Source organism: Ancylobacter radicis, assembly GCF_018449475.1.
Lineage (GTDB): Bacteria > Pseudomonadota > Alphaproteobacteria > Rhizobiales > Xanthobacteraceae > Ancylobacter > Ancylobacter radicis.
On record NZ_JAHCQH010000015.1, the window covers coordinates 989,931 to 1,007,758 of the forward strand.

Below are 17,828 nucleotides of genomic sequence, written 5' to 3' on the forward strand. Positions count from 1 at the left end.
ATGCACCGCTATTCCTTCATCCTGACGCGGCCGCTGCAGTTCCTGCCGGTGGTGTTCGGCGTCAGCCTGATCACCTTCATCCTGGTGCGGCTGATCCCCGGCGATCCCGCGCGGGTGCTGCTGGGGGCGCGGGCGACGCCGACCGCCATCGCCAATATCCGCGCGCAATACGGGCTCGATGAGCCGCTCTGGCTTCAGTATTTCTATTTCCTGCGCAACCTCTTGCATGGCGAGATGGGCACCTCGATCGTCTACAAGATCGACGTGCTCCGCCTCATCGCGACCCGTATCGAGCCGACGCTGGCGCTGGTGGTGGCGAGCGTGGTGCTCTCCATCCTGATCGCCGTGCCGCTCGCCGCGCTTGCCGCGCGCCATCAGGGCCGGCCGATCGATCATGTGATCCGCATCGTCTCGACCTTCGGCATCGGCTTCCCGCCCTTCTGGCTCGGGCTGATGCTGATCATCCTGCTCGCCGTCACCGTGCCGATCTTTCCGGTGTCTGGATACGGCGACACGCTGTTCCAGAAGCTCGCCCATCTCTTCCTGCCGGCGCTGACCATCGCCCTGTCGCTCTCCACCGTGCTGCTGCGCTCGCTGCGCGCGGCCATGGTGGACTGGCTGAAATCGGACGTCGCGACCGCCGCCCGCGCGCGCGGCGTGCCGGAATCGGTGGTGTTCTGGCGCCATGTGCTGCCCAATTCGATCGCCCCCTCGATCAACCTTCTGGCCGTGAATATTGGCTGGCTGATCGGCGGCACGGTGGTGATCGAGAGCATCTTCGCCCTGCCGGGCATGGGCCAGCTTCTGGTGCGGGCGATTTTCTCCAGGGATTACATGGTGGTACAAGGCGTCGCCATGGTGTTCGCCTGCGCCACGGTGATGGTGAACTTCCTCGCCGACATCGCCACCGTGGCCGCCGACCCGCGGGTGAAGCTGTGAGCGGGGCAGCGGCCACGCGCCGGCTAAGCCCGACCCTGCTGGTGGGGCTGGGCATTCTCGGCCTGTTCGCGCTGGCCGCGCTGGCCGCGCCTGTCATCGCGCCGTATGACCCGATCTATCAGGAAGCCACGGCGCGGCTTCAGCCGCCGTCCTTCGCCCATCCCTTCGGTACCGACAATTTCGGCCGCGACATCCTCTCGCGCATCATCTTCGGTGCCCGCGTCGATTTGCAGATGGCGGCGATCGGGGTGTTCTTTCCCTTCGTCATCGGCACCTTCATCGGCGCGCTGGCGGGCTTCTTCGGCGGCCTCGTCGACGCCGTGCTGATGCGGCTGATCGACATCATCCTGGCCTTTCCCTTCCTCGTGCTGATGCTCTCCATCATCGCCATTCTCGGGCCGGGATTGTCGAGCTTTTACATAGCGATGGCGCTAGTCGGCTGGGTCTCCTATGCCCGCCTGATCCGGGCACAGATCCTCGTTCTGAAGACCGCCGACTATGCGGTGGCGGCGGTCAGTCTGGGCTTCTCGAAGCCCCGCGTGCTGTTCCGGCACCTGCTTCCCAACGCGGTGGCGGGGTCGGTGGTGTTCTGCATGTCGGACGCGGTTCTGGTGCTGCTCTCGGGCGCGGCGATCTCCTATCTGGGCCTTGGGGTCCAGCCGCCGACCGCCGAGTGGGGTATCATGGTAGCGGAAGGGCAGGCGTTCCTGTCGCAGGCCTGGTGGATCACGCTGTTTCCCGGCTTGTCCATCGTGGTCCTGGCCTTCGGCTTCTCGCTGATCGGCGACGCGCTGGGCGAGATGATGGGGGTGCATGAATGAGTGCCACCCCGGCCCCCGATCCGCTGCTCAGCGTCCGCGATCTTACCGTCACGGTGCGCGGCGAGGCGGGTGAGCGCACGCTGATCGACGGCGTCTCGCTCGACCTTGCCAAGGGCGAAATCCTTGGTCTTGTTGGTGAAAGCGGCTCGGGCAAGAGCCTGCTCTGCCGCGCGCTGGTGCGTCTGCTGCCCTCCCGCGCCCTCGCCATTGCCGGCGGCTCGGTGCGGCTTGCCGGGCGCGAACTCACCACCGCCAGCACCGCCGAGATGGAGGCGGTGCGCGGCGGCGCGATCGGCATGATCTTCCAGAATCCGTCGAGCCATCTCGATCCGGTGATGCGGGTCGGTGACCAGATCTCGGAAGGGGTAATATTTCACCGCAAGCTCGACCGGGTGGCGGCGAGGGCGGAGGCCGTCGCCATCATGGAGCAGGTCGGATTCACCGATCCGGCCCGCCAGTATTCCAACTATCCCCATGAATTCTCAGGCGGAATGCGGCAGCGGGCGATGATCGCGGTGGCGCTGGCCTGCGATCCCGACATTCTCATCGCCGATGAACCGACGACCGCCCTCGACGTCACCATCCAGGCGCAAATCCTGCGTCTTCTCATGGAGTTGCGCGAGCGGCGCGGCCTGTCCATCATCCTCATCACCCATGATCTCGGCGTCGTCGCCCAGACCTGCGACCGGATCGCCGTGATGCGGCAGGGGGGCGTCGTCGAGACGGGTGCCAAGCGGCAAATTCTTACCTCTCCGCAGCATCCCTATACCCGCGCGCTGATCGCCAGCCACCCCTCCATGCCGGTGGATTACGAGGCCAGTGAGGTGGACGATCAGGCCAGTCAGGCCGATCAGGCTCAGCCGTTCGCGCCCGCGCCGACCCCGCCGCTCGCCCCCCGCCCGCTGGTCGAGATCGACGACCTGCAGGTGCGCTACCCGGTCGGCGGAGGGGTGTTCACCCGCCGGCGCTTTTTCAGCGCGCTGGCCGGGGTGTCGCTGCAGATCATGCCCGGCGAGACGGTCGGCATTGTCGGGGAGAGCGGCTCGGGCAAGTCGACACTGGCGCGGGCCATGCTCGGGCTCTCGCCGATCTCCGATGGCCATGTCACCTTCGACGGCGACAGCCTGCGCCTGACGCCGGCCGCGACCCTCGCCCGGATGCGGCGCGAGGCGGCGATGGTGTTCCAGGACCCGTTCAACTCGCTCAACCCGCGCTTCACCATCGGCGAGACGCTGGCCGAGGTGCTGCGCGTGCACGGCAAGGTGGCTCCATCCGCCATTCCCGCCCGCGTCGAGGAACTGCTGCGCCTCGTCGAACTTGATCCGGCGCTCGCCGTGCGCCGGCCGCGCCAGCTGTCCGGCGGCCAGTGCCAGCGCGCCGGCATTGCGCGCGCGCTGGCGGTCGATCCCCGGCTGATCGTGGCGGATGAATGCGTGGCGGCGCTCGATGTCACCATCCAGGCGCAGATCGTCGACCTGTTCCGCCGGCTGGTGGCGACGATGGACCTGACGCTGGTCTTCATCGCCCATGACCTCGCCATCGTCCGGCATCTGTGCCAGCGCGTCGTCGTCATGCATCACGGGCGGATCGTCGAGGAGGGGCCCTGCGCCGAGGTTTTCGCCCGGCCGCGCGAGGCCTACACCGCCGCCCTCATCGCCGCCATTCCCGACATCGACCCGGACCGGCGCCTGCTCATGCCGCCGGCGAGCGTGCTTTCCAGCTGACGTCCTTGTCACCTGACGTATTTGCCACCTGACCTCCCGTTCTCACCAACAAACCTCCAGAGGAAGAACGACGTGAAAAGCGCATTCAGGACCTCCCGCCTCGCGGCTTTTGCCGCCCTTCTGTCGCTGTCGGCCAGCTTCGCCGCGACCAGCGTCGCCCATGCGGCCGGCGTGCTCTCCATCGCCCGCAACGAGGATTCGACCACCTTCGATCCCATCAAGTCGGCGCAGAATGTCGACAATTGGGTGTTCTCGAACGTGTTCGACGTGCTGGTGCGGGTCGACGCCACCGGCACCAAGCTGGTTCCCGGCCTTGCCGAGAGCTGGAGCGTCTCTGATGACGGGCTGACCTACACCTTCAAGCTGCGCGACGCGAAGTTCTCCGACGGCGCCCCGGTCACCGCCGAGGACGCCGCCTATTCGCTGATCCGCATCCGCGACGACAAGGGCTCGCTCTGGTCGGACAGCTTCAAGATCATCGACACCGCGACCGCCGCTGACGCCAAGACGCTGGTGGTGAAGCTCAAGAGCAAGTCGGTGCCGTTCCTGTCGATGATGGCGCTGCCCAACGCCTCGGTGCTGCCGAAGAAGCTGGTCGAGGGCGCTGCTGCCGATACGTTCGCCGAGAAGCCGGTCGGCTCGGGCGCGTTCAGCCTGGTCGAATGGCGCCGCGGCGACCGCATCATCCTGAAGAAGAACCCGAACTATTGGGACGCCGCCAAGGTCAGCCTCGACGGCGTGGAATGGCTGGTCATTCCCGACGACAATACCCGCATGCTGAAAATCCAGGCCGGCGAGGTGGATGCCGCCATCACCGTGCCGTTCTCGCGCGTCGCCGAGCTGAAGAAGAACGCCGACCTCACCGTGATCAGCGATCCCTCGACCCGCGAGGACCACATGCTGATCAACCATGAGCATGGCCCGCTGGCGAAGAAGGAAGTGCGCGAGGCGCTGGACATGGCGATCGACAAGAAGGCGATCGTCGAGGCCGCGACCTTCGGTCTGGGCGAGGTGGCCTATTCCTATGTGCCCAAGGGCTCGCTCTACCACTATGCCGACAATCTCCAGCGCCCCTATGACCCGGAGAAGGCCAAGAAGCTGCTGGCCGATGCCGGCGCCTCCGGCCTCACGCTCAACTACATCGTCAATGCCGGCAAGGAGACCGACGAGCAGATCGCCGTTCTCGTGCAGCAGCAGCTGTCCAAGGCGGGCGTGACGGTCAATCTCCAGAAGGTCGATCCCAGCCAGAGCTGGGACATGCTGGTGACCGGCGATTACGACATCTCGGTCATGTACTGGACCAACGACATTCTCGACCCGGACCAGAAGACCACCTTCGTCCTAGGCCACGACAGCAACATGAACTACATGTCCCGCTACAAGAACGAGGAGGTCAAGGCGCTGGTCGAAGCCGCGCGTCTGGAGACCGATCCGGCCAAGCGCGAGGCGATGTATGTGACGCTGCAGAAGATGGCCAAGGCCGACGTCAACTGGATCGACCTCTATTACAGCCCCTATATCAACGTGACCCGGAAGAACATTTCCAACTTCCACCAGAACCCGCTCGGCCGCTTCTTCCTCGAAGAGACCGTGAAGAACTGAGGCTTTCCGTCTCTCTCATGGTTTGAAACAGGGCGGCGCCGGTCACACGGCGCCGCTCAGCCGTTTCAGGTCGGCGTGCACGCTGGCATTGCCGGCCCAGATCGGGCCCGGCCGGGCGAGATCGCCGGCGAAGGTCACCTCGCCGCCGGCTTCGCGGATCAGCACCGCGCCGGCCCAGCAATCCCAGCAATAGAGCATCGGGTCGTAATAGCCGGCGATGCGGTTGGCCGCGACATAGGCCAGCATCAACGCGCCCGAGCCGATGCGGAACAGCACCCCGCCCTCGCGGTACAGCCCCTCGACGAAGCGCCCGACTTCCTGCGGCGTCGCCTTCTGCGTGGCGCCGAAGCCGATCGTGGTGGAGGTGAGCGTCCAGTCGGCATTCATCTCCAGCCGCCGCCCGTTGAGGAAGGCGCCGCCCCCCTCCATCGCGGCGTAGAGCTCGCGCAGCATCGGCGCGTAGATCGCGCCGGCCACCGGGCGGCCCGCCTGCGCGAGGCCGATCGAGACGCACCAGTTCGGCTGCCCGACCAGAAAGGGCATGGTGCCGTCGATCGGATCGACCACCCAGACATAGCCGGAGGTGCCGGCGGTGGCCGCCTCTTCCTCGCCGACGATGCCGTCATCGGGAAAATGCCGGGCGATGGCGCTGCGCAGCCAGGCCTCGACCGTGCGGTCGGCCTCGCTGACCAGATCCTGCGAGGAGGATTTCAGCTCCGGCGTCAGCGATTCCGGGCGCAGGAAGAACCGGCGGGCCGTGTTGCCGGCGCGGCGCGCCAGCGCCTGCGCCACGGCGAAACGCTGCGCCAGCGGATCGGTCTCGTCCTGTTTGCCGGCTGCCACCATGCGCGTCCCTCCTCGCCCCGTTGATCCTTAGCGCGGATCACATCCTATGTTGACGCAATGCTATTGCATATTCCAGATTACAAATGTATCGCTTTCACCACGACGCGACGGAAGCGTCTTTCCAAGTCCTTGATCGGGCTCCGTTAAGGAGTTTTGCCGAGCCGGCTTCCTCATGCCTCGCATGGGGCGCGGCCTGTGGTTTGGCGCCTGTAGAGCGGCTTGGCGAGGCTTCCGCGCCAACAAGACGAGACGGCTCTCAAGCTGTCCGAATGTCGGCCCGGCCGCCCAGTGGTGCTGCGCCATCTCAGGAGGAAAGACATGAAGCGTGCATTGAGAATCTGCGCCAGCGTCGTGGCGCTCGCCGCCGCGACCGCCGCCATGCCGGTCGCCGCCATGGCGGACTGGCTCGAAGACGCCGCCAAGCCGCTCAAGGGAACCGAAGTCAACGGCATCTTCCTTGATCGTCCGGGCTACCGCGCCATCATCAAGCTGCTGCCGGAATTCGAGAAGAAGACCGGCATCAAGGTCAATTACGAGATCGTTCCCTATGAGAACGCCCGCGAAAAGGAAGTGCTGAACTTCACCTCGCGCGGCGATCTCACCATGGCGCTGGTCGATCTCGTCTGGATCGGCGAATTCGCCGAGAATGGCTGGCTGGTGCCGGTCGACGACCTCGCCAAGGACAAGGCGATCACCGACCCGAACCTCAACCTCAAGGGCTTCTTCCCGCTGCTGCTGGACGCCTTCGGTTCCTGGGGCGGCACGGTGTACGGCCTGCCCTTCGACAATTATTCCGGCCTGCTGTTCTACAATTCCTGCAAGCTGAAGGAAGCCGGCTTCGACAAGCCCCCGGCGACCTGGGCCGAGCTGAAGGACGTCTACGCGCCCAAGCTCACCGACGCCTCGAAGAACCAGTATGCCTACGCCCTGCAGTCGCGCCGCGGCGAGACCCAGTCGGCCGACAGCTTCATGCGCTTCCTGTGGCCGTTCGGCGGTTCGCTGCTGAACAAGGAATTCAAGTCGAACCTGCTCAGCAAGGAGAGCCAGGCCGGCCTGAACTTCCGTCAGGACCTGCTCAAGTACATGCCGCCGGGCGTCGTCAGCTTCGATCACGCGGAAGCCGTGAACGCGCTGGCGCAGGGCCAGGTGGCGATGATCACCGAATGGTCGGCCTTCTACTCGACCCTGACCGACCCCGCGACCTCCAAGCTCGGCGACTGCCTCGCCGTGGCGCCGGAGCCCGCCGGTCCCGCCGGCCGCCTGCCGGCGCTGGGCGGCTTCTCGCTCGCCGTGGCCGCGCAGGCCACCCCCGAGCAGCAGAAGGCGACCTGGCTGTTCATCCAGTGGGCGACCTCGGAAGCCATCGCCAAGGCCTATGTCGAGGCCGGCGGCGTGTCGGGCCGCATGGCGGTCTATGAGGACCCGGCGATCAAGGCGCAGTACAAGTTCGTCGCGCCGATGGTCGCCTCCTGGCAGGCCGGCGTTCCCGAGTACCGTCCGCGCTTCCCGGCCTGGCCGGCGATCTCGGAAGTGGTCGCCGAATGGGGTTCCAAGATCGAGCTGGGCGAGGTCTCGGTCGAGGCCGGCTCCAAGGAGATCGGCACCCGCATGGAAGCCATCCTGCAGAAGGACGGCTATTACGACGGGAAGAAGAAGCTTCTCCAGTGATGGGTTGAAGCCGGCGATGCCTCTGGTTCTCCCCGGGCATCGCCAGCTCCTGCGGGCGGGCGCTGGAACCCGCGATCCGGCGCCCGCTCCTTTTTTCCTGAGGCCATCCGGGGAATCGACGACATGACCACGCTTCACGCACGGGCGCTGGACGAGATCCGCGCCTGCCTCGACCAGGTGAGCGGCACCGATATCGACGCCGCTGTTGCCGCGCTGGCCGGCGCCAACCGCATCGCCCTGTACGGGGTCGGGCGGGAGGGGCTGCAGATCAAGGGCCTCGCCATGCGGCTCTATCATCTCGGCCTCAAGGCGGCGATGGTCGGCGACATGACGACGCCGCCGGTGGGCGCGGGCGACCTGCTGGTCGTCTCCGCCGGGCCGGGCGATTTCTCCACCGTGAGCGCGCTGATGGGCGTCGCCATTGATGCCGGGGCGCGCACGCTGCTGGTCACGGCCGAGCCTTCCGGGGCCGCCGCCACCCGCGCCGACACGGTCCTTGTCGTGCCCGCCCAGACCATGGCGCGCGACCAGGGCGCCGGCGCCAGCTCGGTGCTGCCGATGGGCTCGCTCTATGAGGGCGCGCTCTATGTGCTGTTCGAGATGCTGATCCTGCACCTGCGCGACCGGCTGGGCGTGACCCCGGCCCAGATGCGGGCCAACCACACGAATCTGGAGTGAGGCCGGTGGGCCTCATCCTCCGCAACGGTCACCGCGACACGCCAGCGGCCCGCGCCGCCGGCGCTTACGGGAATTGAAGACATGCGGGAATTGAACAGATGAGCGCAACCCAGACCAAGCCCAATCGCGGTTACGGCCGCTGGACGCCGCTGTGGTTCCTCGCCCCGGCCGTCGTCACCCTGTTCGCCATCGGCATCTACCCGACCCTGTTCGCGCTGGTCACCTCGTTCCGGCGCTACAACATCGCCCGGCCGCGCGAGGGCTTTCCCTTCGTCGGGCTCGAGAATTATGTGGCGGTGCTGACCGACAGCACCTTCTGGGCCTCGCTCGGGCTGACCGCGCAGTTCTATCTCACCGCCCTGCCGATCCAGGTCGTGCTCGGCCTGATCGTCGCGCTGCTGCTGCACAAGCCGGGCATGGGCCTATTGAAGTCGCTCGCCCGTGTCACGCTGGTGGTGCCGCTCGCCACCACCTATGCGGTGGTCGGCCTGATCGGCCGGCTGATCTTCAACCGCGATTTCGGCGTCGCCAACCAGTTCCTGTCCTTTGCCGGCTTCGGCCCGGTGGACTGGCTGTCCACGCCGAACGGCGCCTTCGCCGCCATCGTCATCATGGATGTGTGGCAGTGGACGCCGTTCTGCGCGCTGATCTTCCTCGCCGGCCTGTCCATGGTGCCCGGCGAGATCGAGGAGGCGGCGCGGCTGGAGACCTCGTCCAAGCTCGCTCTGCTGCGCCATGTGCAGCTTCCCTATCTGCTGCCCGGCCTCACCGCCGTGATGATCCTGCGCTCGGCCGACGTGCTGAAGCTGTTCGACATGGTGTTCGTGATGACGCGGGGCGGGCCGGGCTCGGCCACCGACCTGATCTCGATCTACATCCAGCGCGTCGGCTTCCGCATCTTCGATCTCGGCACCGCCTCGGCGCAGGCGATCCTGCTGCTGATCCTCACCATCATCATCAGCCGGCTGTACATCCGCGTGCTGTACCGGGAGGCCCATTGATGCGTATCTCGACCGGCAAGATCCTGCACGCAATCGGCCTGACCGCGATCGTCGTGTTCTCGCTGTTCCCGTTTCTCTGGATGGTGGCGGCGAGCTTCAAGAGCCAGGCCGACATCCTCGCCTCGCCGCCGGTGTGGTTCTTCACGCCCACACTCGACAATTACGCGGAGATTTTCTCCGACACCAAGGTGTCCGGGGCGATCATCAATTCGCTGATCGTCGCCGCCTTCGCCACCCTGCTCTCGGTGGTGCTGGGCACGCCGGCCGCCTTCGCGCTGGCGCGCTATGATTTCCGCGGCAAGTCGGACCTGTGGTTCTGGTTCATCTCCAACCGCATGACGAGCCCGATCGTGCTGGCGCTGCCGATCTATCTGCTCGCCATGTCGATGAACCTGCTCGACACCCATCTGGTGCTGATCCTGGTGTACCTCACCTTCAACATCCCGATCGTGGTGTGGATCGTCACCGACCAGTTCAAGTCGATCCCGCCGGACCTTGAGCAGGCGGCGCGGCTCGACGGCGCCGACCAGTTCACCATCTTCCGCAAGATCTACCTGCCGCTCGGCGCGCCGGGCATCGCGGTGTCCGCCATCTTCTCCTTCATCTTCTCGTGGAACGAGCTGCTCTACGCGCTCGTGCTGACCCGCCGCGCCGCGCAGACCGCGCCCGTGGTCGCCACCTCCTTCATGTCCGGCTATGAGCTGCCCTGGGGCAAGATCATGGCCACCGGCACGGTGATCGTGCTCCCCGTCACCATCTTCGCCCTCATCGTCTCCCGCCACATGGTGCGCGGCCTCACCATGGGGGCGACCAAGTGAGCGACCAAGTGAGTGGGGCCATCGCGCACACGCCCATCCCCTTCGGCATCAATTTGTCCTTCTGCGTGAAGCGATGGGTGACGCCGGAACTGTGGACGCGGGTGGTGACCGAGCGGCTCGGGCTGGATCTCGTGCAGCTCTCCTTCGATCTGGTCGACCCGATGTGGCCGGACGCGATCCTCGACCGGCACGCCGCCGCGCTGCGCACCTGCACGGCGCAGGCCGGGGTGACCATCCACAGCGCCTTTATCGGCCTCGCCCATTACACCTATAACCAGATGCTGCACCCCGACCCGGCGGTGCGCGACTATGCGGAAGAATGGTTCGGCCGGGCCTACCGTTTTGCCGCCATGGCCGGCATCACCCGCGTCGGCGGCCCGCTCGGCGCCATCGCCTCGCGCTTTGACGGGGTGGAGCCGGACGCGCTCGACCCGGCCGACTATGCCGACCTGATCGCCCGCATGCACCGCCTTGCCGAGCGGGCGGCGGCCGAGGGGCTGAGCGAGCTTTATGTCGAGCCGACCCCGATGCGCCGGGAATGGCCGTGGACCATCGCGCAGGCGAAGGCGATGATGGCCGATGTCGCCGGCAGCGCGGTGCCGTGGCGCTATTGCGTGGATTGGGGCCATGGCACGCATGAACCGCTCTACGGGGCGGACCATGGCGCCATGGTGCCGTGGTTCATGGAGCTGAAGCCCTTCATCAGCGCGGTGCATATCCAGCAGACCGACTATCAGTTCGACCGCCACTGGGACTTCACCGTGCCCGGCCGGGTCGATCCTGTGGACGCCGCCGCCCTGCTGCGGCGCACCGGCATCGCGCCGGCCCCGGTGTTCCTCGAAGTATTCTATCCCTTTGAGCAGGATGACCTGTCGATCCTGTCGGCGCTGGAGATCACCTCCGCCCGGCTGCGACAGGCCTTCGCCTAGAGGGGGAATGGACATGAACGTCGTCGGGCGCGAGCGGGGCCGGCCGGTGGAGGCCCAGGAGATCGAGGCGGCGCAGATCCGCGCCCGCGTCGCCTGGCTGTATTTCGTCGGCGGCCTGACCCAGCAGGAGATCGCCGACCAGCTCGGCCTCACCCGCCTGCGCACCAACAAGATCCTCGGTCAGGTCCGTTCCGACGGCTCGGTGCAGATCGACATCCGCCTGCCGATGGCCGACTGCATCGAGGCCGAGCAGGCGCTGATGGCCCGTTACGGGCTGGAGGCGGCGAGCGTCGTCCCGGTGCTGGAGGATGAGGGCGAGCAGCAGCGCGTGATCGGCGAGGCGGCGGGCGCCGAGCTCGACCGGCTGCTGGAAAACGGCATGGGCCTCGGCGTCGGCTGGGGCAAGACGCTGGCGGCGGGGCTGAAGCGGTTCACCGCCCGCCCGCTCTCGCAATGCTATGTCACCTCGGTGATGGGCGGGCTGACGCGCGGCTCGGGATCGAGCACCTTCGAGGTGGCGACCGGCTATGCCCGGACCATTTCCGCCGAGTGCTACTATCTCGCCGCCCCGCTTTATTTCCCGACGCCCGAGAGCCGCACCATGCTGCTCTCGCATCACGGCATCAGCGAAACCATGCGCCGCGCCCGCGCGGTGGATGTGGCGATGCTGTCCTGCGGCGACATGACGACCCGCTCGCTGCTGGTGCAAACCCAGACCGTCTCGGAAAACATCGAGAGCCTGCGCGCGGCCGGCGCGGTGGGCGATCTGCTCGGCGTGTTCCTCGATGCCGATGGCCGCCCGGTCGACCACCCGCTCAATGAGCGCGTGCTGTCGCTGGCGCCGCACGAACTGGCCTCGGTCCGCTACACGATCCTCGCCTCGGGCGGCCTCTACAAGGTGCCGATCGTCCGCGCGATCCTGCGGGCCGGCTATGTGAAACGACTGGTGACCGACAAGCGTTGCGCCGCGGCGCTGCTGGAGAGCTGACGAAGGGCGGCGCGCCGGACGCGCCCGCCCCGATCTGGAGTTTGAGCCGATGACTTTCCTGCGACTGGACAACATCAAGAAGAACTATGGTGACGTCTCCGTCATCAAGGGCGTCAGCTTTTCGGCGGCGAAGGGCGAGTTCGTGGTGTTTGTCGGCCCCTCGGGCTGCGGCAAGTCCACGCTGCTGCGCATGATCGCCGGGCTTGAGGATGTCAGCGAGGGCGAGCTCTACATTGACGGCCGTGACGTAACCTATGAGGAGCCCGCCAAGCGCGAGGTCTCCATGGTGTTCCAGTCCTACGCGCTCTACCCGCATATGAGCGTGTTCGAGAACATGGCGTTCGGCCTGCGCATGGCCAAGAAGCCGGAAGCCGAGATCAAGGCGCAGGTGGCCGAGGCCGCCCGCATCCTGCAGCTGGAGCCGCTGCTCGACCGCAAGCCGCGCGCCCTCTCCGGTGGCCAGCGCCAGCGCGTCGCCATCGGCCGCTCCATCGTGCGCCACCCCAAGCTGTTCCTGTTCGACGAGCCGCTGTCCAACCTCGATGCCGAGCTGCGCTCGCAGATGCGCGTCGAGATCGCCAAGCTGCACCGCAGCCTCGGCGCCACCATGGTCTATGTCACCCACGACCAGATCGAGGCGATGACGCTGGCCGACCGCATCGTCGTGCTGCGCGCCGGCCTCGTCGAGCAGATCGGCTCGCCGACCGAGCTGTACGACACGCCGGCCAATACCTTTGTCGCCGGCTTCATCGGCTCGCCGAAGATGAACTTCATCACCGCCAAAGTGAGCGCCACCGGCCCGTCCTCGCTGGTGCTGGACGGCGCCGCCTTTGTCGGCGGCAAGCTGGTGGTGGAGACGCCTGCCGCCGGCAAGGCCAAGGTCGGCGACACCCTCACCGTCGGCCTGCGCCCCGAACACCTCACCGTCGAGCCCGCCCAGCCGGTGCTGGCGCTGACGCTGGATTTCGCCGAGAGCCTCGGCGGCTCGACGCAGCTTTACGCCCGTGGCGAGGGTGAGCCGATCATCGTGCTCACCGCCGGCCGCCCCGCTCTCCAGCCGGGCGACGCGCTCAAGCTCGGCATCGACCCGCGCCACATCTATCTCTTCGACGCCGCCGGTCTCGCGCTCTGAGCCCGGCCCGTCAACTGACAGGACATCTCCCGTGAAAGCACTGGTTCTGGAAAAGAAGGGCGAACTCGCGCTGCGGGAGATCGACCTCCCGCTCGAGGTCGGCCCCGACGACGTGAAGATCGCCATCCACACGGTCGGCGTCTGCGGCAGCGACGTGCATTATTACACGCATGGCGCCATCGGCTCCTTCGTGGTGCGCGAGCCGATGGTGCTCGGCCATGAAGCCGCCGGCACCATCACGGCGGTCGGCGCCAATGTGAAGAACCTCAAGGTCGGCGACCGGGTCTGCATGGAGCCGGGCGTGCCGAACATGAACTCGCGCGCCACCAAACTCGGCATCTACAATGTCGACCCTGACGTGCGCTTCTGGGCGACGCCGCCGATCCATGGCGTGCTCACCCCCGAGGTGGTCCACCCCGCCGCCTTCACCTACAAGCTGCCGGACAACGTGTCCTTCGCGGAAGGCGCCATGGTCGAGCCCTTCGCGGTCGGCCTGCAGGCGGCGACGCGCGCGCGCATCACCCCCGGTGACGTCGCGGCGGTGATCGGCTGCGGCCCGATCGGCATCATGACCGCGCTCGCCGCGCTCGCCGGCGGCTGTTCGCGCGTCTACATCTCCGACCTCTCCGCGCCCAAGCTCGCCATTGCCGGCCAATATGCCGGCGTGCATCCGGTCAACATCACCGAGCGGGCGCTGAAGGACGTGATCGCGGAGGAGACCGAGGGGTGGGGCGCCGACGTGGTGTTCGAGGCCAGCGGCTCGCCCCGCGCCTATGACGGGCTGTTCGACGTGGTGCGGCCGGGCGGCACGCTGGTGCTGATCGGCATGCCCGTGGAGACGGTGAAGTTCGATGTGGCGGCGGCCATCATCAAGGAAGCGCGGCTCGAGACGGTGTTCCGCTACGCCAATAATTTCGACCGCGCGGTGAACCTCATCGCCTCCGGCAAGGTCGATCTCAAGCCGCTGATCTCCGAGACCTTCGACTTCGCCGCCAGCATCGAGGCCTTCGACCGCGCCGCCAAGGGCCTGCCGACCGATGTGAAGCTGCAGATCCGCATGCCGTGACGGGGCGCGGCGCGGCGCGCTCCCTCTCCCCGACGGGGAGAGGGTTGGGGTGAGGGGGCTTCCGCCGCCTCGCTCCGCAGCCGTGCTTCCCCCTCACCGACCGGCTGCGCCGGCCACCTCTCCCCGTGGGGGAGAGGGAAGACCAACACAGAACCAACCCATCGGAGTGTCACATGGCCTCACGGCTTCAGGGCAAAATTGCCGCCGTCACCGGCGCGGCCTCGGGCATCGGGCTGGAATGCGCCCGCGCCATGATCGAGGAAGGCGCCACCGTCGCCCTCGTGGATCGTGCCGCCGACACGCTGGAATCGATCTGCGTCGCGCTCGGCCCCAAGGCGGTGCCGGTGGTGGTCGACCTGCTCGACCCGGCGAGCGTCGCTACCATGCTGCCGCAGATCATTGAGGCCTGCGGGCCGCTCGACATCTTCCACGCCAATGCCGGCGCCTATATTGGCGGCGACGTGCTGGAGGGCGATCCCGATGTGTGGGACCGGGTGCTGAACCTCAACGTCAACGCCGCCTTCCGCACCGTCCATGCCGTGCTGCCGCACATGGTGGAGCGCGGCACCGGCGACATCATCTTCACCTCGTCCATCGCCGGGGTGGTTCCCGTCGTGTGGGAGCCGGTCTATACCGCCTCGAAATTCGCCGTGCAGGCCTTCGTTCACACCGTGCGCCGGCAGGTCGCCAAGCATGGCGTGCGGGTGGGGGCGGTGCTGCCCGGCCCGGTGGTGACCGCCCTGATCAAGGACTGGCCGCAGGCCAAGCTCGACGAGGCGCTCGCTGCCGGCGCGCTGATGGAGCCCCGGGAAGTGGCCGATTCGGTCATCTTCATGCTGACCCGTCCGCGTAACGTGACCATTCGCGACCTGGTGATTCTGCCGAACGGAACGGATCTGTGACCATGCAAGGATGTTTCGCGGGGATCGATGTCGGCACGGGCAGCGTCCGCGCCGGCATTTTCGATGCGGCGGGCACGCTCATCGCCTCGGCCAAGCGCGACATCCGCATGTGGAAAGAGCCCGGCGACATCGTCGAGCAGTCCAGCGCCGACATCTGGGCGGGCGTGTGCGCCAGCGTGCGCGAGGCGGTGGCGAAAGCCGGCATCGCGCCCGATGACGTCAAGGGCATCGGCTTCGACGCCACCTGCTCGCTGGTGGTGCTGGGCGAGGGCGGGGCGTCGCTCCCGGTCGGGCGCCATGGCGACAACGCGCGCGACATCATCGTGTGGATGGACCACCGCGCCACCGGGCAGGCCGATCGCATCAACCAGCTCGGCAGCGTGGTGCTGGATTATGTCGGCGGCATCATCTCGCCGGAGATGGAGACGCCGAAGCTGCTCTGGCTCGCGCAGGAGCTGCCCGCGACCTTCAGCGCCGCCTGGCAGTTCCTCGATCTTGCCGATTTCCTCACCTTCAAGGCGACCGACAGCCTCGCCCGCTCGGTCTGCACCGTCACCTGCAAATGGACCTATCTGGCCCATGAGGGGCGCTGGGACGCCGATTATTTCCGTAAAGTCGGCCTCGGGGCGCTGGCGGATGAGGGCTTTGCCCGCATCGGCACGCAGATCGTTCCCGCCGGCACACCGCTCGGCACCGGGCTGACCGCGCGGGCGGCCGAAGAACTCGGCCTCGCGCCGGGCACGGCGGTCGCCGCGGGCCTCATCGACGCCCATGCCGGCGGCATCGGCACGGTGGGCGCGCGCGGCGGCTCCGGCGATGCGCTGAACCGCATGGCCTATGTGTTCGGCACCTCCGCCTGCACGCTGCTGACCACCGCCGCCCCCGCCTTCGTGCCGGGCGTGTGGGGGCCGTATTACTCCGCCATGGTGCCCGACCTCTGGCTGAACGAGGGCGGCCAGTCCGCCGCCGGCGCGGCGATCGACCGTCTGGTGCGGATGCACCCGGCGGCGGCGCAGGCCGAGACCATCGCGCGCGGCGAGGGCAAGAATCTCAGCATGTGGCTGGCCGCGCAGGCGGAAGCGGCGGGCGGGGCGGCGTCGATCGCCAGGCTCGCCGGCACGCTGCATGTGGTGCCGGAATTCCTCGGCAACCGCGCCCCCTTCGCCGACCATCTGGCGCGCGGCATCATTGCCGGGCTCGGCATGGATGAGAGCGTGGAGAGCCTTGTCGGGCTCTACATGGCGGGCCTTGCCGGCATCGGCTATGGCTTGCGCCAGATCCTCGACGCGCAGCAGGCCAAAGGCGCGCGCACCGATCTCATCATCATCAGCGGCGGCGCCGGGCAGAGCCCGCTGGTGCGGCAGGTGCTGGCCGATGCCAGCGGCACCCGCATCGCCGCCACCACCTCGCCCGAGCCGGTGCTGCTCGGCTCGGCCGTGCTCGGCGCGGTGGCGGCGGGGCGCTATGAGAGCTTCGCCGCCGCCATGTCCGCCATGTCGGAAATCGAGGTGGTCTATGAGCCGAGCCCGGCGCTGCGCGGCTGGCACGACCATCGGTTCACGGCGTTCGAGGCGTTCCAGGCCGCCTATCGGGCGGCGAGGGGCTGAACCTCACACGACCGGGTAGCCGGTCGCGCAGAGGGCGGCGAGGGCGTCCACCGACAGGGTGTCGAGCCCGAGCGCCGGCAGCAGGTTATTGTCGGCCGCGAGATCGCGCCCGGCGGCGGCCGAGAGGAGCGCCACGCCGGCCGCGTGCAAGGTCGCCGGCCGTCCGGTGAGCTGGCCGAGCAGCACGGTCGGCACGAGGCCGAACGGCACGTCCTCGAAAATATAGCGGCTGTCGAAGCTGGTCGGCCCGAAGCCGCCGCGCCCTTCCGCGTGCATCTGCTGGTTCATCTCCGACACGCTGCCCATCGGCACGTGGAAGGAGAGCGAGAAATGCTCGCGCACCGTGCGCACCGACAGGCCGAAGCTCGCGGCGATGGCGAGGCGTTCGGCGTCCAGCGCCTCGATCACCCGCCCGACAGCGGGGGTGACATGCTCGCCCTGGCCCCAGACCTCGCCCTTTTCCATGCGGGTGAGGTTGAGCAGGGCGATGCCGAGATGGTTCTGCGGGTTGAGATTGCTGAGCGCGATGGCCAGCAGCCCGTCGCGGCGCACGAAACGGTCGCCGAACAGCGTGGTGCAGAGCGCGTGCCCCTCCTCGATCGCCTCTTTCGGCAGGGTGGCGACGTCGATCTTCTGGCGGACAGTGTTGACCTTTACGGTATCAGGTCCCTGCACCCGCGCCGTGAGCAGCGTCGTGCCCCAGACGATGATCGGCGCGCTCACCCCGCGCGCGGCCAGCGCCCGCGCCAGATAGAGCGCGCCGAAGGAAGAGTGCGAGGAGATGATGATGGGCTGACCGGGGCGGATATGCGGGATCACCGCATCGAGCGCGACGCGGTGGCCATAGCCGGGCAGCGCGAGGAACAGCACGTCGCTGGTGGCGACGGCCCCGGCGGCGCTGGCGGCGGTCGCGACCTTGCCCTCGAACTCCAGCGCGCCGAACGCCTTCAGCGGCGCCCCGGCCGCGAGCGCCTGCGTCGCGCGCCCCGACGGCGACCATAGGACCGGCTCATGGCCGGCGGCGGCGAGGAAGCCGGCGACGCCAAAGGCGATGGAGCCGGCGCCGAGGATCGAGACACGCATGGGGATTTCCTTCGTCGGGTTCGT

General features: G+C 67.6%; 16 protein-coding genes. 14 read left to right on the forward strand and 2 right to left on the reverse strand.

The annotated features are described in order from the left end of the window. The 4 genes from KIP89_RS10695 (at position 1) to KIP89_RS10710 (ending at position 5,086) form a co-directional block, all read left to right on the forward strand. A complete protein-coding gene (locus KIP89_RS10695) occupies positions 1-939 on the forward strand; it encodes an ABC transporter permease (protein WP_213755329.1) in 939 nt (312 codons plus the stop codon). Further along, positions 936-1,760 (forward strand): ABC transporter permease, encoded by an 825-nt coding sequence (locus tag KIP89_RS10700; RefSeq protein ID WP_213755330.1) that lies wholly within the window; start codon positions 936-938, stop codon positions 1,758-1,760. Before KIP89_RS10695 ends, KIP89_RS10700 begins: the two co-directional genes overlap by 4 nt. After that, positions 1,757-3,484, forward strand: coding sequence for a dipeptide ABC transporter ATP-binding protein (locus KIP89_RS10705; protein WP_213755331.1), 1,728 nt, complete (start codon positions 1,757-1,759; stop codon positions 3,482-3,484). The genes KIP89_RS10700 and KIP89_RS10705 overlap by 4 nt, the downstream gene beginning before the upstream one ends. A gap of 72 nt (positions 3,485-3,556) precedes the next feature. Next, positions 3,557-5,086 (forward strand): ABC transporter substrate-binding protein, encoded by a 1,530-nt coding sequence (locus KIP89_RS10710; protein WP_213755332.1) that lies wholly within the window; start codon positions 3,557-3,559, stop codon positions 5,084-5,086. A 42-nt stretch (positions 5,087-5,128) separates the two neighbouring features. Here the strand turns inward: KIP89_RS10710 and KIP89_RS10715 are convergent, their stop codons facing one another. Further along, on the reverse strand, positions 5,129-5,932 hold the full coding sequence (locus KIP89_RS10715; RefSeq protein WP_213755333.1) for an inositol monophosphatase family protein: 804 nt from the start codon (positions 5,930-5,932) through the stop codon (positions 5,129-5,131). 318 nt (positions 5,933-6,250) lie between these two features. On the opposite strand from KIP89_RS10715, the gene KIP89_RS10720 reads away from it, so the two are divergent. From KIP89_RS10720 to KIP89_RS10765, 10 genes are all read left to right on the forward strand, one after another. After that, entirely contained in the window at positions 6,251-7,600 is a 1,350-nt protein-coding gene (locus tag KIP89_RS10720) for an ABC transporter substrate-binding protein (RefSeq protein WP_213755334.1), read from the forward strand. 123 nt (positions 7,601-7,723) lie between these two features. After that, positions 7,724-8,278 carry a phosphoheptose isomerase family protein gene (locus KIP89_RS10725; RefSeq protein WP_213755335.1) on the forward strand — a complete coding sequence of 185 codons (555 nt, stop codon included), beginning with the start codon at positions 7,724-7,726 and terminating at the stop codon, positions 8,276-8,278. A 98-nt stretch (positions 8,279-8,376) separates the two neighbouring features. Further along, positions 8,377-9,279, forward strand: a complete 903-nt coding sequence (locus KIP89_RS10730) for a carbohydrate ABC transporter permease (RefSeq protein WP_213755336.1) — start codon at positions 8,377-8,379, stop codon at positions 9,277-9,279. After that, entirely contained in the window at positions 9,279-10,097 is an 819-nt protein-coding gene (locus KIP89_RS10735) for a carbohydrate ABC transporter permease (RefSeq protein WP_213755337.1), read from the forward strand. The genes KIP89_RS10730 and KIP89_RS10735 overlap by 1 nt, the downstream gene beginning before the upstream one ends. Positions 10,098-10,105: 8 nt before the next feature. Beyond that, on the forward strand, positions 10,106-11,026 hold the full coding sequence (locus KIP89_RS10740; RefSeq protein ID WP_369807104.1) for a sugar phosphate isomerase/epimerase family protein: 921 nt from the start codon (positions 10,106-10,108) through the stop codon (positions 11,024-11,026). A 7-nt stretch (positions 11,027-11,033) separates the two neighbouring features. Next, positions 11,034-12,014, forward strand: a complete 981-nt coding sequence (locus KIP89_RS10745) for a sugar-binding transcriptional regulator (protein ID WP_250152312.1) — start codon at positions 11,034-11,036, stop codon at positions 12,012-12,014. A 49-nt stretch (positions 12,015-12,063) separates the two neighbouring features. After that, on the forward strand, positions 12,064-13,146 hold the full coding sequence (locus KIP89_RS10750) for an ABC transporter ATP-binding protein (protein WP_213755338.1): 1,083 nt from the start codon (positions 12,064-12,066) through the stop codon (positions 13,144-13,146). 31 nt (positions 13,147-13,177) lie between these two features. Beyond that, the gene (locus KIP89_RS10755; protein WP_213755339.1) at positions 13,178-14,212 is read left to right on the forward strand and encodes an NAD(P)-dependent alcohol dehydrogenase; all 1,035 of its coding nucleotides are present in this window, start codon (positions 13,178-13,180) and stop codon (positions 14,210-14,212) included. Positions 14,213-14,385: 173 nt separating this feature from the next. Continuing rightward, complete coding sequence (locus tag KIP89_RS10760; protein WP_213755340.1) at positions 14,386-15,114, forward strand: SDR family oxidoreductase; 729 nt, start codon at positions 14,386-14,388, stop codon at positions 15,112-15,114. 2 nt (positions 15,115-15,116) lie between these two features. Beyond that, positions 15,117-16,721: an FGGY-family carbohydrate kinase gene (locus KIP89_RS10765; RefSeq protein WP_213755341.1), complete on the forward strand. Its 1,605-nt coding sequence runs from the start codon at positions 15,117-15,119 to the stop codon at positions 16,719-16,721. A gap of 3 nt (positions 16,722-16,724) precedes the next feature. On the opposite strand, the gene KIP89_RS10770 is transcribed toward KIP89_RS10765, so the two are convergent. Next, a complete protein-coding gene (locus KIP89_RS10770) occupies positions 16,725-17,804 on the reverse strand; it encodes an NAD/NADP-dependent octopine/nopaline dehydrogenase family protein (RefSeq protein ID WP_213755342.1) in 1,080 nt (359 codons plus the stop codon). Positions 17,805-17,828: the final 24 nt, after the last annotated feature.

What these genes read in the sequence shown, in the direction of transcription:
- KIP89_RS10760 (WP_213755340.1), top strand. Translation starts at nt 14,386, where the DNA reads ATGGCCTCACGGCTTCAGGGCAAAATTGCCGCCGTCACCGGCGCGGCC.
- KIP89_RS10725 (WP_213755335.1), top strand. Translation starts at nt 7,724, where the DNA reads ATGACCACGCTTCACGCACGGGCGCTGGACGAGATCCGCGCCTGCCTC.
- KIP89_RS10770 (WP_213755342.1), bottom strand. Translation starts at nt 17,804, where the DNA reads ATGCGTGTCTCGATCCTCGGCGCCGGCTCCATCGCCTTTGGCGTCGCC.
- KIP89_RS10705 (WP_213755331.1), top strand. Translation starts at nt 1,757, where the DNA reads ATGAGTGCCACCCCGGCCCCCGATCCGCTGCTCAGCGTCCGCGATCTT.
- KIP89_RS10730 (WP_213755336.1), top strand. Translation starts at nt 8,377, where the DNA reads ATGAGCGCAACCCAGACCAAGCCCAATCGCGGTTACGGCCGCTGGACG.
- KIP89_RS10745 (WP_250152312.1), top strand. Translation starts at nt 11,034, where the DNA reads ATGGACATGAACGTCGTCGGGCGCGAGCGGGGCCGGCCGGTGGAGGCC.
- KIP89_RS10720 (WP_213755334.1), top strand. Translation starts at nt 6,251, where the DNA reads ATGAAGCGTGCATTGAGAATCTGCGCCAGCGTCGTGGCGCTCGCCGCC.
- KIP89_RS10715 (WP_213755333.1), bottom strand. Translation starts at nt 5,932, where the DNA reads ATGGTGGCAGCCGGCAAACAGGACGAGACCGATCCGCTGGCGCAGCGT.
- KIP89_RS10695 (WP_213755329.1), top strand. Translation starts at nt 1, where the DNA reads ATGCACCGCTATTCCTTCATCCTGACGCGGCCGCTGCAGTTCCTGCCG.
- KIP89_RS10750 (WP_213755338.1), top strand. Translation starts at nt 12,064, where the DNA reads ATGACTTTCCTGCGACTGGACAACATCAAGAAGAACTATGGTGACGTC.
- KIP89_RS10765 (WP_213755341.1), top strand. Translation starts at nt 15,117, where the DNA reads ATGCAAGGATGTTTCGCGGGGATCGATGTCGGCACGGGCAGCGTCCGC.
- KIP89_RS10735 (WP_213755337.1), top strand. Translation starts at nt 9,279, where the DNA reads ATGCGTATCTCGACCGGCAAGATCCTGCACGCAATCGGCCTGACCGCG.